General features: G+C 59.3%; 13 protein-coding genes and 2 tRNA genes. 8 read left to right on the top strand and 7 right to left on the bottom strand.

Annotation, left to right across the window (positions count from 1 at the left end):
* Positions 1 to 46: 46 nt before the first annotated feature.
* The 4 genes from IM764_RS08450 to IM764_RS08465 all read left to right on the top strand — a co-directional run bounded on the left by IM764_RS08450 (position 47) and on the right by IM764_RS08465 (position 2,873).
* A complete protein-coding gene (locus IM764_RS08450) occupies positions 47 to 1,009 on the top strand; it encodes a PHB depolymerase family esterase (protein WP_370551579.1) in 963 nt (320 codons plus the stop codon).
* 52 nt (positions 1,010 to 1,061) lie between these two features.
* Positions 1,062 to 2,552 (top strand): glutamate--tRNA ligase, encoded by a 1,491-nt coding sequence (gene gltX / locus IM764_RS08455; RefSeq protein ID WP_099297207.1) that lies wholly within the window; start codon positions 1,062 to 1,064, stop codon positions 2,550 to 2,552.
* Between the two features lie 175 nt (positions 2,553 to 2,727).
* Positions 2,728 to 2,799 (top strand) — tRNA-Gln (locus tag IM764_RS08460).
* A gap of 1 nt (position 2,800) precedes the next feature.
* Positions 2,801 to 2,873: transfer RNA gene (locus IM764_RS08465), tRNA-Glu, on the top strand.
* A gap of 3 nt (positions 2,874 to 2,876) precedes the next feature.
* Here IM764_RS08465 and IM764_RS08470 read toward each other — a convergent pair.
* The 4 genes from IM764_RS08470 to IM764_RS08485 form a co-directional block, all read right to left on the bottom strand.
* Positions 2,877 to 3,872 (bottom strand): SGNH/GDSL hydrolase family protein, encoded by a 996-nt coding sequence (locus IM764_RS08470; protein WP_099297205.1) that lies wholly within the window; start codon positions 3,870 to 3,872, stop codon positions 2,877 to 2,879.
* Positions 3,873 to 3,943: 71 nt separating this feature from the next.
* The gene (locus IM764_RS08475; RefSeq protein WP_099297203.1) at positions 3,944 to 4,837 is read right to left on the bottom strand and encodes an SGNH/GDSL hydrolase family protein; all 894 of its coding nucleotides are present in this window, start codon (positions 4,835 to 4,837) and stop codon (positions 3,944 to 3,946) included.
* Positions 4,838 to 4,914: 77 nt separating this feature from the next.
* A complete protein-coding gene (locus IM764_RS08480) occupies positions 4,915 to 6,087 on the bottom strand; it encodes a type II toxin-antitoxin system HipA family toxin (protein ID WP_099297201.1) in 1,173 nt (390 codons plus the stop codon).
* 2 nt (positions 6,088 to 6,089) lie between these two features.
* Positions 6,090 to 6,305 (bottom strand): helix-turn-helix domain-containing protein, encoded by a 216-nt coding sequence (locus IM764_RS08485; protein ID WP_099297199.1) that lies wholly within the window; start codon positions 6,303 to 6,305, stop codon positions 6,090 to 6,092.
* A gap of 253 nt (positions 6,306 to 6,558) precedes the next feature.
* On the opposite strand from IM764_RS08485, the gene IM764_RS08490 reads away from it, so the two are divergent.
* A complete protein-coding gene (locus tag IM764_RS08490) occupies positions 6,559 to 7,467 on the top strand; it encodes a VOC family protein (RefSeq protein WP_099297197.1) in 909 nt (302 codons plus the stop codon).
* 147 nt (positions 7,468 to 7,614) lie between these two features.
* Positions 7,615 to 8,199 (top strand): LGFP repeat-containing protein, encoded by a 585-nt coding sequence (locus IM764_RS08495; RefSeq protein WP_194187534.1) that lies wholly within the window; start codon positions 7,615 to 7,617, stop codon positions 8,197 to 8,199.
* 76 nt (positions 8,200 to 8,275) lie between these two features.
* Here the strand turns inward: IM764_RS08495 and IM764_RS08500 are convergent, their stop codons facing one another.
* Positions 8,276 to 8,563, bottom strand: coding sequence for a Rho termination factor N-terminal domain-containing protein (locus IM764_RS08500; protein ID WP_194187535.1), 288 nt, complete (start codon positions 8,561 to 8,563; stop codon positions 8,276 to 8,278).
* A gap of 209 nt (positions 8,564 to 8,772) precedes the next feature.
* Here IM764_RS08500 and IM764_RS08505 point away from each other — a divergent pair, with 209 nt between their 5' ends.
* Positions 8,773 to 10,329, top strand: coding sequence for a Re/Si-specific NAD(P)(+) transhydrogenase subunit alpha (locus IM764_RS08505; protein WP_194187536.1), 1,557 nt, complete (start codon positions 8,773 to 8,775; stop codon positions 10,327 to 10,329).
* Between the two features lie 2 nt (positions 10,330 to 10,331).
* Positions 10,332 to 11,813, top strand: coding sequence for a Re/Si-specific NAD(P)(+) transhydrogenase subunit beta (gene pntB / locus IM764_RS08510; protein ID WP_194187537.1), 1,482 nt, complete (start codon positions 10,332 to 10,334; stop codon positions 11,811 to 11,813).
* Positions 11,814 to 11,852: 39 nt separating this feature from the next.
* On the opposite strand, the gene malP is transcribed toward pntB, so the two are convergent.
* Together malP and IM764_RS08520 are read right to left on the bottom strand one after the other, a co-directional pair.
* On the bottom strand, positions 11,853 to 14,237 hold the full coding sequence (gene malP, locus IM764_RS08515; RefSeq protein ID WP_194187538.1) for a maltodextrin phosphorylase MalP: 2,385 nt from the start codon (positions 14,235 to 14,237) through the stop codon (positions 11,853 to 11,855).
* 45 nt (positions 14,238 to 14,282) lie between these two features.
* Positions 14,283 to 16,220 carry an OPT family oligopeptide transporter gene (locus tag IM764_RS08520; protein WP_194187539.1) on the bottom strand — a complete coding sequence of 646 codons (1,938 nt, stop codon included), beginning with the start codon at positions 16,218 to 16,220 and terminating at the stop codon, positions 14,283 to 14,285.
* Position 16,221: the final 1 nt, after the last annotated feature.

Raw genomic sequence — 16,221 nt, forward strand, 5'->3', positions numbered from 1 at the left:
GAAATACATCCCTCGCGCAGCAGCTATTGTGATTAAAGTTGCCTGTGTGACTCCTGTGACTGATGTTAGAGCTGTGACGCGCGCACACGCCGTCCGATTCCGCTACGTCCTCGGCCTATTGTTGGCTCTGCTACTTGGGCTTGCGGCCAGCCCTGCGGCGTCGGCTCAAGACGCTCCGCCGCCACCGCCCCGCTCTTTGGCAGCATTAGCGCCCGGCCTTCCCGGTAATCCCACCAACGTGGAATTTTTCCGCCCTAACCAGGAGATCCGCAGCGCGATCATCAGCGTGACCTCCAACTATGACCCGAACCATCCCATCCCGGTTCTCTTCGGCTTCGGCGGTTGGCACGATTCCCCGGAGAACTACCGCAACTACTCTCGCTTCGCGAACACCGGTGCCGCACAGGAAGCCATCGTGGTCTACCCGCGCGGGCGGGAAAATGCTTGGGAGGGCGCACCCTATGCACGCACACTCCGCGGGGGAGACGTGGCATTTGTCCGACAAATCGTCGCCGAGCTGCAGCACCACTTCAACGTGGACATGAACCGCATTTACGCGGCCGGCATGTCCAACGGCGGCGGGTTCGCGGCCAACCTCGCGTGCCAGGCCCCAGATCTCATGGCGGGTGTGGTGGGAGTCTCCGGCGCGTATTACAACCCCGTCAACGAGGGTTGCGCGCCAGGTAGCGTGCCCACCTTCTTGGTTCATGGTGCCGACGACAAGCTCACCCACTACAACGGTGGTGCTCTCCACGAAGCCCCGTACCTTCCCGTGATTGACCTCATCCACAATCGCGCTCAAGCCAATGGCTGCGCACCCCAGCCTGTGGTGCAAAACCTGCAGGGCGGGGTAGTCACTCAGTTCGGCTTCCTAGGATGTCAGGACGAGGCCGTGCACTGGCGTATCAACGGACAGGATCACAACTGGTTCTTCTCGCCAGATATTGCCAATGAGACTTGGAACTTCCTCGCCCGGCAGAACAAGGCTTTGCAGGGTCCGGCTGAGTAACAACGGGGAGAGTTTGGCGTCGAATAAAAAACAGCCGCTAAACTGGGGCGTTATGAGTGAAATTCGCGTACGATTCTGTCCTTCGCCCACCGGAACGCCGCACGTGGGCCTGGTGCGCACCGCACTGTTTAACTGGGCGCACGCGCGCCACAATGACGGCAAACTCGTGTTCCGCATCGAGGACACGGACGCCAAGCGTGATTCTGAGGAGTCCTACCAGGCGATCATCGACGCGCTGAACTGGCTCGGACTCGGCTGGGACGAAGGAGTGGAAGTCGGGGGACCACACGAGCCATACCGTCAGTCTCAGCGCATGGACATCTACGCGGACGTGCTGGCCACGCTGAAGGAGGCCGGCGAGGTCTACCCGGCATACTCCACCGCCGCTGAGGTGGAAGAGCGCCACAAGGCCGCCGGTCGCGACCCAAAGCTGGGCTATGACAACTACGACCGCGACCTGACCGACGAGCAGATCGAAGCGTTCAAGGCCGAGGGCCGCGAGCCTGTGTGGCGCCTGCGGATGCCGGACGACCGCATCTACGAGTGGACCGACCTGGTGCGCGGCGAGATGACCGTGGACGGCAAGACCATTCCGGACTTCGTGGTGGCGCGCTCCAACGGGCAGCCGCTATACACGCTGGTCAATCCGGTAGATGACGCGCTGATGGAGATCACTCACGTGCTGCGCGGCGAGGACCTGCTGCCGTCCACTCCGCGCCAGATCGCGTTGTATGAGGCTTTGGAGCGCATCGGTGTGGCCAAGCAGGTTCCCACCTTCGGCCACCTGCCGTTCGTGATGGGCGAGGGCAACAAGAAGCTCTCCAAGCGAGATCCGCAGTCTGACCTGTTCCTGCACCGCGAGAACGGCATCATCCCCGAGGGCATGCTGAACTACCTCTCGTTGCTGGGATGGTCCTTGAGCGCGGATGAGGACATCTTCGGCATGGATCAGCTGATCGCCAACTTCGACGTGGCGGACGTGAAGCCGAATCCGGCGCGCTTCGACCAGAAGAAGCTGGAGGCCATCAACGCCGACCACATTCGCCTGCTGGAGCTGTCCGACTTCACTGAGCGACTGCGCAGCTACCTAGAGGAGTACAAGGGTTTCCCAGTGGACTACCCGGCGGACAAGTTCGCGTTCGCTGCTGAGCTGGTGCAGACGCGCATCAAGGTGCTCGCGGACGCCGACGGCCTGCTGAAGTTCCTGATCACCGCAGATGAAGACCTGGTGCTGGACGAAAAGTCCGCCAAGAAGAACCTCAAGGAAGACGCGGTGGAGGTGCTCAACGTTTCCATCGAGGAGGTCGAAGGGATCGACGCCAACTCGTTCACTGCCTCGGCACTTGAGACCGCCCTGCAGGGTCGACTGATTGAGCAGATGGAACTGAAGCCTCGTAAAGCGTATGGAGCGCTGCGCGTGGCTGTCTCCGGCGCTGCTGTGTCGCCTCCGCTGTTCGAGTCCATGGAGTTGCTGGGTAAGGAGTCCACGCTGGCACGCCTGCGTTCTGCCCTGGCGCAGACGCCTTACGCTGCTGCGGAGTAATGGGGGTGTCGGGGAGAGTCTCAGCTAGTTACACAGCTGTGATTCGCCCTCGCTCCGTGATGGCCGCGGAAAGGTGCCCTGAGCAGGCGATTTGCTTGTGAACAGGGCATCTGGTTATATTACATTCCGTTGCGAGCGAGGTTCACCGCCAAATGAACCTTGAACAAGCGAACAATGGCCTATGGTGTAATTGGCAACACAGCGGTTTCTGGTACCGTCGTTCTAGGTTCGAGTCCTGGTAGGCCAGCGCCCCGTTCGTCTAGCGGCCTAGGACGCTGGCCTCTCACGCCGGTAACACGGGTTCAAATCCCGTACGGGGTACAACTAAAAGCGGGCCCTCCCGTCACATTGAGTGATTGGGAGGGCTCGCTTTTTGCTGCGTGGATTTTCGGCAGCCTCGGATCCGACACTTGCACAAATATCCCCAACCACCGCATCGGCCATGACCTTCTGGCCCAGCGCAGTCGGGTGCATCGAGTGGGAATTGGTGAGGCGTCCGGATCCATCGACCCAGCGCTGGGCGGGATCAGCGCACGCGGTGTGCTGATCAGCATTTGCTGGCAGGACGAATTTCGCGCCGTGGCGAGAAGCGGCGTCGGACATAAGAACGTTCAAACGATCGGTGAGATCGACAATCCACGCCCTATCCGTCAACGACATCGCGCCTGCCTCAGAACACGCACCCGAATCCGTGACCAGGGTGTAGTAGCCCGTCACGATGACCTGTGCGTTGGGGGAGCGGCGGTCGATCTCCGAGTGCACCGCGTCCAGCTTGGCGGGCAGCGCCGCGTACCGCTGGTTGATGTCATCCTCCAGGCGGCCCTTGCACGGTGTGGCGTTTGGATCCTGGGCGACCTCGAAGAAGCAGCTGGCGATGGCGCTGAAGTTGATGTCGTTGCCACCGATGGACAGCGTGACCAGATCCGTGCCCGCGTTCAAGCTATCCGCCTGCGCCGGAATCACCAGGCCGCCGCCACGATCCCACGGGCGCAGCACGTTGTCCGTGACCGCGCCGCCGCACGATGCGTCCGTTCCTTGGATGTTCGGTTGGCTGAGCACGCCAGATGGGTAGTTGTCATTTGCCCGACGACACGGCTCAGGGCCAGTAGTTGGAGCCGTGACCGAACCGTAGGCGGCGTAGGAATCACCGAGTGCTACGTAGTCGACTGCATTCTCGTTCGGCGCGGAGGAGCCAGGAAGGCTGGATCCCAAGGAGCCGAAGATGTCGAGGGAACCCATCGACGTTTGAGCGGCGGCCTGACCGACGCTGAACATGGCGGCGAGCAGCAGGGTGGCAGTGGCGAGCGTGTTGTGTTTCATAACGCTGATACGACGGGTAGGGAAACTATCGGCCTAGATAAATGCGCAAACCCGCGCGATTCTCCCCGCGGCTAGCCCTGGTGCACGGCCGCCAGCACCGCGGTGCCCATCGCCTTCTGCCCGGCCGCAGTGGGGTGCATCGGGTAGGAATCCGTTTGGTCGCCGAGGATATTCACCCAGCGCTGGTCGGGACTCACGCATGCGGTGTGCTGATCGGCATCAGCTGGCAGAACGTATTGAGCGTTGTGGCGAGAAGCGGCGTCTGAAACAATCTCATTAATACGGTGCGTCACATCAATCGACCACACACTATCCGCATGGCTGATCGCACCCGATTCCGAGCATTGGACGTCCGGTTCCAGCATCGTGAAATAACCCGTGGCGATGATGCGTGCATCGGGTGAGCGGCGGGCGATTTCCTCGTAGACGGCGTCCAGCTTGACGGGTAGGGATTGTAACTCGCGATCTGTCACGGCGCCGAGTTCACTCTCGCAACTGGGGCCGGCATCCTCCGAAAGTTTGCCGTAGAGGCAGCGGGAGATCGCACCGAAATTGGTATCGTTGCCGCCGATGGACAGGGAGACCAGGTCAGTGTCCGGGCGCAGGCTATTGGCCTGGGCGGGGATGTTCGTGCCATTGGCCCAATCGTGGATGATGTGCCGTGATTGCGCGCCCGAGCACGACGCATCCACGCCCTCAATATTGGGATCCTCCAGTACCACCGACGGGTAATTGTCCGCCGAGCGCACGCACGGCCCAGGCCCCGTAGTGGGCGCGCTTTCCGATCCCATCGCTGCATAGGAATCGCCGAGCGCCACATAGTGCAGAGGTTGTTCTGGAGTTGCAGTCTGCGTGCTGGTTGCGGGAGCGCTTGCTGGCTCTGGTTCCTCGTTTTTCGACGCCGAACAGGCGGCTAGCAAAGCTGCTGAGAGGAGGGTCGAGGTGGTGAGGGCAAAACGCTTCATGGAGTTGAGTCTACGAAGTGACGAGACATTTATTCAGGAACTGGGCAAAGTGGGGCGACGCGGGAATGGCGCGGATTTTAATCCAACAGTTCGTTTCGGCGGAATCTCAGTTCGCGCTGGGCGCCATGCAATGGAGAGCCTGAGAATGGAAGATCTGCGAGGTCTATCTTTGTGGCGATGGAAAGAGCTAAGCTCATGACACTCCGTGCTGCTGATTGTGGAAGGCCAATTGAGTCTGCACACTCGTCCCAGTGCTTCTTCCGGACCCTTTTAGTTCTTCCCGCAATGGGAAGTGCGAGTGAAAAGTCCCTGTAAATCGCAGTGCACGGAATATCGTAGACCGGTGAAACTCCCCAATGCGCGGAGGGATCTTGCAGGATGGCAACATTTTTCGCATGCAGATCTCCGTTGCCGGTCAGCCATGCGAACAGAAACTGAAGGTATAGATTCCTCTTGGCGATCATGGGAGCCCTCGTGCGTTGTGCAAGCCCCATGATGACTTCTTCGGTATCTACTGCGTATTTCCTCCCTGGGTAAATTCCAAGTACTTGGCCGGCATCTTCCATTGCGAGCCGTGAACCGTCTTTTGTCCGATCAAATCTCGAGACGAGTAGCCCCGGAATTCCGGCGCTGTCTTGGACTATTGAGAAATCGCTGATTGGTATCCCTAGCGAACGTGCGTGGCTCAAATGAAGAGCTTCGTTCTTTACTAAATGAGGGTGGTCTGGCGGATCAATCTTCAGAATTGCAGCATGGCCCTGAGTGCTTACAGGGGTATTGATCATGGAAGCAGAGGCTTTGTCTTGCACTCCGGGAATGCCCGTGCGGTCCACGCTTTCCGTAATCATCTGAAAGTCCGTTGTTCCGCTGTCCAAATCTAGTTCGGGAGTGATGTTTTTTGGTGTGCGTCCTGCTGGGACAATTTGGACGTCTCCGGGTGTGTCTTCTCCGATGGCGAGAAGAAGCGTGAGTTCATCATCGAAACTAGATTTTGTTGCCCGAGATAACAGGGTGAGGCGGTGGCCTTCGGGAAGTAGTCCGCTGAAAAATGGTGGCAAGCTACCGCCTGCAGACGCAATTGGCTCGGTGATTTCGGTCTGGGGGAGAGTGGTCGCTATGTCTGGTCCGAAGTAACCATCCGTATATCTAAATTCAACTAGTCCGTTATCGAGCCTTTTTAGATGGCCGGCAATGTTGCCTCCTTTGTAAACATCTGCGTGGGTCGTGTTCTTGAGTGATTCAAAATCCATCGTTAGTTGACTCCGATGTCTAGCCCGAGCACGTCAAGGGTGTGAAGTACACCAGCGAAGCTAGGGGAGCCCGTCCCGTGCTCGATGTCCCGAATCGTCTTATCGGAGAGTTCGGCCAATTCTGAAAGTTGGCGCTGCGTGAGGTTATAGCGCTTTCTGGCAGCGCGAACGTGCTTGCCGACTTCTACGGCTACTGGATGGTGAGGCGCAACGCTCATCGGAAGAATCCTTCGGAAACGGGGCAATGTTCTGACTATTCTACCCAATTTCAGACCAAAAGCGCACAATAGTTCGGATTTTCCTTGAAGTTGGCCACCTGCTCCTCCGGAAGCGATTAAATGCGAACTATTCTTCGTTTTTCGACCCGGATAAGACCTGTTGGAATACCCCCGGGCCTCATCAGTTGAAAGTAGTTGACATGACAACTACTTGTGGTTAGATGGAGACCATAAGCACAGAAAGGATTCCGCCATGCCGCGCTTCCTGCAGCAACTTCACCCCGATTATGTCGCTGACCGCCCTGCCGATCAGCTCCTCGCTCCGGCAACTCAGATGGGTGCCGTTGAGTTGCTCGTTCGCGACCTCGACAAGGTCCTTAAGTTTTACATCGAAGGCGCTCTGCTCGACGTCCTAGAGCACCATGGCACCACGGCCACGTTGGGCAAGCATGGCGTTCCAAGTGTCAAACTCGTGCAGGTCGGAGACTTACCGCCATTCAATCCGCGCGGCGCGGGCCTCTTTCATACCGCACTGGTTTACTCCACCAAGGCCGAGTTGGCTTCAGCGTTGTATAGCGTGGCCCGCAATTACCCTCACTCGTTCACCGGCGCCGGAGACCACATCTTCTCCGAGGCCTTCTATTTCGATGACCCCGAGGGCAATGGCGTGGAATTGTATGTCGACCGTCCGCGTGAGCAGTGGGAAGTTGAGCCTGACGGCAAGCTCTACTCTCAAGCCACTCTGGCCCTGGATCCGAATGAATTCCTTCGCGCCAATCTCCGCGAGGACAGCGCGGACCAGGCAACCTCGACTCTGGGCCACGTACACCTCCAGGTCGGCGACATCGATACCGCCCGAGATTTCTACGCCGGCACCCTGGGATTTGAAATCACCGGCGAGGTCGGTCCTGCGCTATTCGTTTCCGCAGGTGGCTACCACCATCACATGGCGCTGAACGTTTTCCGCTCCCAAGGCGCTGGTCCTCGTGCTGCTTCCTATGGATTGGGACGCGTGAACATCGACGTACCTAATGAAGATGATCGTTTGGCTCTCGCCGCGCGACTCGCTGAGCGGCAGATCTCCATGCGGGATGACGGTCGGGCTCTGGAGTTCAACGATCCATGGAACTCTCTGATCCGCGTGAAGGTCGGCGAGAAGTAGCCACACTGAGTAGCTGAGCACAATGCGTGACAGATCACGTTTTGGTAGCGATTTGATATAGATTCCGCAGGGGCAGTGCACCTGAGTAGAGAATTCGGTACATAGGAATACGTAGTTGACAATTCTTCACGAGGAGATTGAACAATCATGGCTTTGAACAAGATTCTGACCCGCCGTTCCGCAGTTGCAGTTGCAGCCGGAACCGCACTCGTTTTCGGTGCCGCAGCTTGCTCTGAGGCAGAGGACGCATCCAATAATGCAACCTCCGCCGCCAACGATGCGACCGACGCTGCGGGTTCCCCAGCCAATGATGCAACCGATGCTGCCGGAAGCGCTGCTAACGACGCTTCCGAGGCTATGTCCAGCGATGACAACTCTGAGGGCAATTCCCAGGATCTGCCTGCAGAAATCCAGACCCTGTGGGACAACGAGGGTGGCGAGTCCGGTGACCTGGGCGCGCTGAAGAACGTTGAGAAGACCGACAAGGGCACCCTGGCAACCTTCGACAACGGTTGGGTTACCCACTCTGACGAGACCGGCGCCGTGAAGCTCGTCGGCAAGATCGGCGAGACCTGGGCTAACGATGGTGCTCTGGACAACGAGATCGGCCTGCCAACCGCTCCTGAGCAGGGCGATGCGATGAATGGCTGGACCCAGTCCTTCCAGAACGGCACCATCTCTTGGACTAAGGACGACGACGGCGAGTTCGAAGCCGACGTTGAGGACAACTAAGTCCTAGCCCATAGAAAGCTCTAGTTCTTAGAACTTTCACTGCCGTCCGCGCTCACTGCGAGCGTGGACGGCTTTTTTAATGCTCGCGGAGCGCGGCGATCAGTTCGTCCTTGTTCATCGTGGAGCGACCTTCGATGTCCAGTTCGGAGGCCCGTTCGTATAATTGGTCCACGGTCCGGTCTTGGTAGTCGCCGGATTCCCCGCCCTTCTTTCCGGCGCCACCGCGGCCCGACTGTGCCGCAGCATTCGCAATGCGCGCAGCTTTTTCCTTGCTTGCGCCGTCTTCGCGAAGGGACTCGTAGAGCTCGCCATCTTTCACGGATGCGCCGCCCGGGGTGCTCTCTGGATGCTTATCTTTAGCCATGCTTCTCGAGTGTAATAAGAGCCTAGACATGTCAGCTGGATCCCAACGTATGGGACAAGGGGGTGGCAATTTTCTCAAAAAGTGGGACTTTTGCGGGTTCTTCGCCTATGGTTTTAGAACTAATGAAAAATTTCATTGACTTGCCCATATTTGCTGGCTTTTCCAAGTACTAGTCAGCATCCGCACAACCCTCAGTGAGGAGCCAAACGTTGCTCATCGGCATCCCCAAAGAGCCGCTCGCACTGGTTTCCGCCACTCCAGACACTGTATCCAAGCTCATCAAGCTCGGGTACGACGTGTCAGTGGAATCCGGAGCCGGCGATAACGCCAATTTCCCAGACAGCCAGTATGAAGAGGCTGGAGCCAAAATTGTCGGTGACGATGTATGGACAGCAGACATCATCACCACTCTGGACCCTCCCACGGCTGCACAGCGCACCGCGATGCAGCCCGGCGCCACCATCGTCTCCCGCCTGGCACCAGGCCGGAATGAAGAGCTCATCGAAGAGCTGGCAAGCCGCAACATCACCTCGGTAGCAATGGACACCGTGCCACGCATCAGCCGTGCACAGTCCATGGACGTGTTGAGCTCGCAGGCCAATATCGCCGGCTACCGCGCTGTCGTGGAAGCTGCGAACACGTTTGGTCGCCTGTTCACCGGACAGGTCACCGCCGCAGGCAAGGTGCCACCCGCCGTGGTCTATGTCATCGGCGCTGGTGTGGCTGGTCTGGCCGCGATTGGCACGGCAAACTCCATGGGCGCCATCGTCAAAGCAACCGACCTGCGCCCGGAAACCGCCGAGCAGGTGGAATCCATGGGTGCGGAGTTCGTAGAGATCCCCGTGGCCACCGAAAAGTCTGAGGATGGCTACGCCAAGGAGATGACTCAAGACCAGGCCGAGGCTGCAGCAAAGCTCTACGCTGCAGAATCTGCCAAGGCTGACATCGTCATTACCACCGCGAACATCCCCGGCCGCAAGTCTCCCGTACTGCTCACTGCAGCAGACGTTGCAGCTATGAAGCCCGGATCGATCATCGTGGATATGGCCGCCGCTAACGGTGGCAACTGTGAACTCACCGTGCCTGGAGAGATCACCACCACGGATAACGGCGTGAGCATCATCGGCTACACCGACCTCGCAGGCCGTCTGCCCGCACAAGCTTCCCAGCTCTACGGACAGAACATCGTCAACCTGCTGAAGCTGATGACTCCGGAAAAGGACGGACAGATCGTCTTCGACCTCGACGATGTGATCGTGCGCGGAATTACCGTCACCAAGTCCCAGAATGACACTGCCGGCGCAGCGCAGGCAGATATCCTCTGGCCACCGCCGCCGGTGAAGGTTTCGGCGGCCCCGGCGCCGAACCAAAGCAACAATGCGAACGCAACCGCCGCAAGTTCGGAGACCGAGGAAGAGGAAAAGAAGCCCTCCGGTGCGTGGAAGTGGATCGCCGGTGCCCTCGGCCTGGCACTGATTCTGGCCAGCCCCATGCAGGTGGCAACCGAATACATGCTGCTCATGCTTGCAATTGTGGTGGGCTTCTACGTGATCACCTCGGTGACCCACAAGCTGCACACCCCGCTAATGGCAGAGACCAACGCGATCTCCGGCATTATTCTCGTCGGCGCGATCCTGCAGGTTGGTTCGTCCAACATCGCCGTGGCAGCGCTGGCGTTCCTGGCCATCGTGGTGGCCTCAATCAACATCTTCGGTGGCTTCTTCGTCACGCGACGCATGCTGACCATGTTCGACGGAGGTAACTAGACATGAACACTCTGTACTTGGCTAACGAACAAGCCATCGTGAATCCCAACGTCCTGGAATGGACGGACAAGATCACCAACCTGGCCTACATCGTCGCTGGTCTGCTATTCATTTTGGCTCTGGCAGGACTGTCTAAGCAGCAAACCGCCACCCGCGGCAACAAGTTCGGCATGGCAGGCATGGGCATCGCCCTTATCGCCACCATCGCCAAGGCTGTGGTCAACTCCATCAACGCTGGAGACGATTCCAACGGCCCGCTGGTCACCGTCCTGTTGATTGTGGTGGCTATGCTGCTGGGCGCGGCCATTGGTATCCCGCGCGCCAAGAAGGTGGAGATGACCGGCATGCCGGAGCTCATCGCGATGCTGCACAGCTTCGTGGGCCTGGCCGCCGTGCTGATCGGCATCAACTCCTTCATCGCTCCGGATGAAGAGTCCGAAGCTATCGAGGCCTTCCACTTGGGCGAGGTCTACCTGGGCATCTTCATCGGGGCCGTGACGCTGACCGGTTCCATCGTGGCGTACCTGAAGCTGTCCGGAAAGATGAACGGCAAGCCACTGGTGCTTCCTGGACGTCACCTGCTGAACCTGGCCGTGATCGTGATCTCGCTGGTGGGCATGGGTGTCTTCATTGCCGCTGGTCACGAGAACACCACCGTGGCGTGGATCGCGCTCGTTGTAATGCTGGTGCTCGCACTGTTCCTCGGCTTCCACCTGGTGGCGGCCATCGGCGGCGGCGACATGCCGGTCGTCGTATCCATGCTGAACTCTTACTCCGGTTGGGCCGCGGCGGCCGCTGGCTTCATGCTGGCTAACCCACTGCTCATCATCGTCGGCGCGCTGGTGGGCTCCTCCGGCGCCTACCTGTCTTACGTCATGTGCCAAGCCATGAACCGTAGCTTCATCTCCGTGATCCTCGGCGGCTTCGGCGGAGACGCCGCAGTCAGCGATGATCGCGAGTACGGCGAGCACACCGAAGTGTCTGCGGAGGACACCGCAGAAATGCTCAAGAACGCCAGGACTGTCATGATCACCCCGGGCTACGGAATGGCCGTGGCTCAGGCGCAGTACCCAGTGGCATCGCTGGTGTCCAAGCTGCAGGAGCAGGGCGTGGAAGTCACCTTCGGCATCCACCCAGTGGCCGGACGCCTGCCAGGACACATGAACGTGCTGCTGGCGGAAGCTAAGGTGCCGTATGACATCGTTCTGGAACTGGACGAGGTAAACGATGACTTTGCTGACATCGACGTGGTGTTAGTCATCGGCGCAAACGATACGGTCAACCCCATCGCCGAAGAGCCCGGCTCACCTATCGCGGGTATGCCCGTGCTCAAGGTCTGGGAGGCTGACAAGGTCGTCGTGTTCAAGCGCTCCATGGGCTCCGGCTACGCGGGCGTGCAGAACCCACTGTTCTTCAACGAGAACACGGACATGCTGCTGGGCGATGCCAAGAAGTCTGTCGACGAGATCATCGCCGCGCTCTAACTCGCTCTAGCTTGCTTTAACTCGCAGCCCATCCCACCGTTAATAAACGGCAGGGGTGGGCTGCAACTTCCATACCTCGGTGGCGTAGTCGCGAATAGTGCGATCCGAGGAGAAACGGCCGGATTCGCAGATGTTGATCCACGCCATCCGCGCCCACTCCAAAGGATGAGAAGCGTAGTCCGCGGCCATCCGATCCCGCGTTTCCCGGTAGTCGGAGAAATCGCCGAGCACGTAGTAGGAATCGCTGGCATCCTCGCCGTAGCCGTCCAACAAGGACCGCTTGAGATCGTAGAACCAGCCCGAGTGATCGTCATGCAATGTGCCGTTATCCAGCGCATCGAGCGCACGCTTCAGGCCCGGCACCGTCTCGTAGAGCTGATACGGATTGTATTTACGCCGCAGCTCCGGCAGATCTTCCACGCGAGCGCCGAAAATGTACGCGTTGTCCTCGCCGACGGAATCCACGATCTCCACGTTCGCGCCGTCCATCGTGCCCAGCGTGAGCGCCCCGTTCATCATGAACTTCATGTTCGACGTGCCCGAGGCCTCTTTGCCAGCCGTCGAGATCTGCTGCGAGATATCCGACGCCGGAAGGATGTGCTCAGCAGGAGAGACGTTGTAGTTCTCCACGAACACAACCTTGAGCAGCGGAGAGACAACCGGATCATTGTTGACCAGCTCTGCGATCTGATTGATCAGCTTGATGATCGCCTTGGCCCGCGTGTATCCCGGTGCGGCCTTCGCACCGAAAATCACCGTGCGTGGTGCGATATCGCGCAGTCCGTCCTCCTTGATGCGGAAGTACAGATCCAGCACATACAGCGCGTTCATCAGCTGTCGCTTGTATTCGTGCAGTCGCTTGATCTGGACGTCGAAGATGGAATCCGGATCCACCTCCACGCCCTGTCGCTCCACGATCCACGCCGCGAAGTCCCGCTTGTTCGCAGCCTTGATGTCCATCAATTCGCTCATCGCGGCATCGTCTTCGGCGTAGTGGCGCAGGGTCTTTAGTACGTCCAAGTCCGTCACCCACGAATCATCGCCCACCAGGCGCGTGAGCAGTGACGACAGCCGCGGATTGATCATGCGCAACCAACGCCGCGGGGTCACTCCGTTGGTCTTGTTGTTGAACTTTTCTGGCCAGCGATTGTGCCAATCCGCCAGCGTTTCTGCCTTGATGATCTCGGTGTGCAGCGCCGCCACTCCATTGATGGAATACGCTGCGTAGCAGGCGATCCATGCCATGTGGACGGTGCCGTGCTGGATCGGCGCGGTGCGTTGAATCGTTTCTTCGTCGACGCCAGCAGCGGCGCTTTCCATGCGGAATCGACGATCAATTTCCGCGATGATCTCCCACACGCGCCAGAACAGCTGTTGGAAAATCTGCTGATCCCACTGCTCCAGAGCTTCTGTCAGCACCGTGTGGTTGGTGTAGGCGAAGGTCTGGGTGACGATCTCCCATGCCTGTTCCCATCCCATGCCGTGCTCGTCCATCAGGATGCGCATGAGTTCCGGGATGGCCAGCACCGGGTGGGTGTCATTGAGTTGAATACTGTTGAACTCGCCGAACGTCGACAGGTCACCGTGGTTGGCTAGGTGTGAGGCGATGATCGCCTGCAGGGAGGCTGAGGTGAAGAAGTACTGCTGGCGGACGCGCAGCTTCTTGCCCTCGTAGGTGGTGTCATTGGGGTAGAGCACCCTACAAATATCGGAGACGCGCTCGCGCTCCACGATGGCCTCGGTGAATCGTTGGGAATTGAATGCGTCGTAATCGAACTCCTCCCACGGCTCGGCCTTCCACAGGCGCAGCGTGCCTACATTGTTGGTGCCATAGCCGGTGATGGGCATGTCGTAGGGAATGGCACGAGCTTTCATGTCGTCGAAATGAACGACAAGCTGATCCGATGCACGGCGAATGGTGAAGGGATACTCTTCCTCATGCCACGGATCAGGGCGCTCGATCTGAAAGCCGTTATCGAAGGACTGGCGAAACAGGCCGAATCGGTAGAGGATGCCGTAGCCGGTCACGGGGTAGTCCTGGGTCACGGCGGAATCGAGGAAACAGGCAGCCAGGCGGCCCAGGCCACCGTTTCCCAGTGCCGCGTCATTTTCCACCTCGAGGATGTCCGTGAGCTCCTGGCCGAACTCGCGGGTGGCGGCGGATGCATCTTCCACCAGACCTAGGTTGGTGAGGTTGTTCAGAAGCGCGCGTCCCATGAGGAACTCCGCGGAGAAATAGTGCTGCTGGCGGGTTGCGACGTATGCCTTACGGGTGGATTCCCAATCATCGGAGATACGGTCTTGCACTGCGCGGGACAGACCGGTCCAGAATTTACGAGGGGTGGCGTGTGGTGCGGGGGCGCCGGCGGCAGCCCTCACGTGACTGCCGACGGTGGTGGACGTGAGTGGATGCTCAAGGCTCATAAAAATGAGTCTAAAACCCGCCGAGACAAACTGCTGGTTAGGCAGTTAGGACTTGCGGCCGAGACCTTGGACGAAACGGTAACAACCTGCCACGGCCAGCACGAAGACGATCGGGCCGAGCCAGTTGGCGGCGGTAGACCAGGACTCGGGGAAGACGGCGAGGGCGTCGCCGTCACCGGCGGCAGCGATGATTCCCGCGTTCAGCACGCCGAACAGGGACTCACCGACGATCAAGCCCGTAGCCACCAAAATGCCCAAGCGCCTGGTGGATTCTGGATTGCGCTGCTTGCCAGCCCAACGGTCGTAGTACATGCCCACCACGGCACCCAGCGGAATAATGAGAGTCAGGGTGACTGGCAGGTACATGCCCATGCCCACGGCCAGCGGCGGCAAGGAGAAGCTGGTGGTTTTGCGGAGGATTTCGTCGACGAGGATCACTCCCACACCAATCAGCGCGCCCAGCCCGATCAGCGACCAATCCAGAGAGTTACCAAAAATTCCCGAGGCCACTGAGGATAGCAATGCCGCCTGTGGTGCGGCGAGGGCGTCATCGCCAGCGCCCGGCGCGCCGACGAAGCCGAAGCTGGTCATCATCAGTTGCAGCACGGGCGGGATGATCGCGGAGCCAAATAGCACACCGATGATCAGCGCTACCTGCTGTTTCCATGGGGTGGCGCCGACGATCTGGCCGGTCTTGAGGTCCTGTAGATTGTCGTTCGAAATGGTGGCGATACCGAACACCACTGCGGCGGTGAACAGCGTGTATGCGACCAGTGCCTCTGGGTTGGACTGGGACTCCGTGCCGGTGATGGCCTTAATGAGCAGGGCAGCGGAGAGCACCACGATGATGCCCACGCCGGAAATAGGGGAGTTCGAAGCGCCGATCAGACCGGCCATGTAACCGCAGATGGACGCGACAATTAGGCCCACCAACAGTACATACACGATGGAGACAATGACCAAGCTGGTGGCGTGGTGCATGATCGACGTGTCCTCGACGAATAGCCACAGCAGAATACCCACGGGCAGCATCGATGCCACCGTGACCCCGGCGACGACGGGGAAGGGGATATCGCGCTCGGTCAAGGCAACCTGCTGGCCGTCGTGGCGGGCGCGGAAGGAAGTCAGCGAATCCTTGATGCCCTTGATGATGGGACCGATGATCTTCAATAGTGTCCAGACGGCCGCCACGGCCATCGCGCCGGCGCCAATGAAGCGCACTTCGCTAGAGAAGGACGTATCCACGATGTCCGCGAGAGCGTCCGAGCCGCTGAGTCCGTCCACCAATCCGGAGGTCTTCAGAGGCAGAAGAACCACAAAGGATATGATCAGGCCCACGATCATGGCGATGCCCACGGACATGCCCACCAAGTGGCCCACACCAATCAACGCCAGCGAGAGGGAACCGCCGATGGTGGTGGCACCTGCGCCCACCTTGAAGTAAGTGGACAACGAACCTGCCACACCCTTGAGCGCCGCCAAGAGGGCGAAACCGGCAGAAGCCACAGCGCCCACCACGATGGCGTGAAGGCCGCGCTTGTTCTCTTCGGCGGATCCTTGCTCATCGCCGACTTTCAGCACCTCGCCGGCAGCGCGACCCTCTGGGTATGGAAGGTCAGAGCCCGTGACCAGTGCACGGCGCAGCGGGATGGAGTACGTCACGCCCAAAATGCCACCCACGGTGCAGACAAACGCTGTGGTCCAGTACGGGAATCCTGACCAGAAGCCGATCATGATCAGGCCAGGAAGCACAAAGATGATCGCGGACAACGTGCCAGCCGCCGAAGCAATGGTCTGCACGATGTTGTTTTCCACGATGGTGTGATGCGCGAACCGGCGCAGAATCGCCATGGAAATGACGGCTGCGGGAATCGACGTGGCGAACGTCAGACCAACCTTCAGGCCCAAATAAACGTTTGCTGCGGTGAAAACCAACGTGATGATGCCGCCCAAAATGATGGCGCGGACAGTCAACTCTCGCATG

Origin of the sequence: Corynebacterium sp. ED61, from assembly GCF_015233855.1 — a bacterium.
GTDB lineage: Bacteria > Actinomycetota > Actinomycetes > Mycobacteriales > Mycobacteriaceae > Corynebacterium > Corynebacterium dentalis.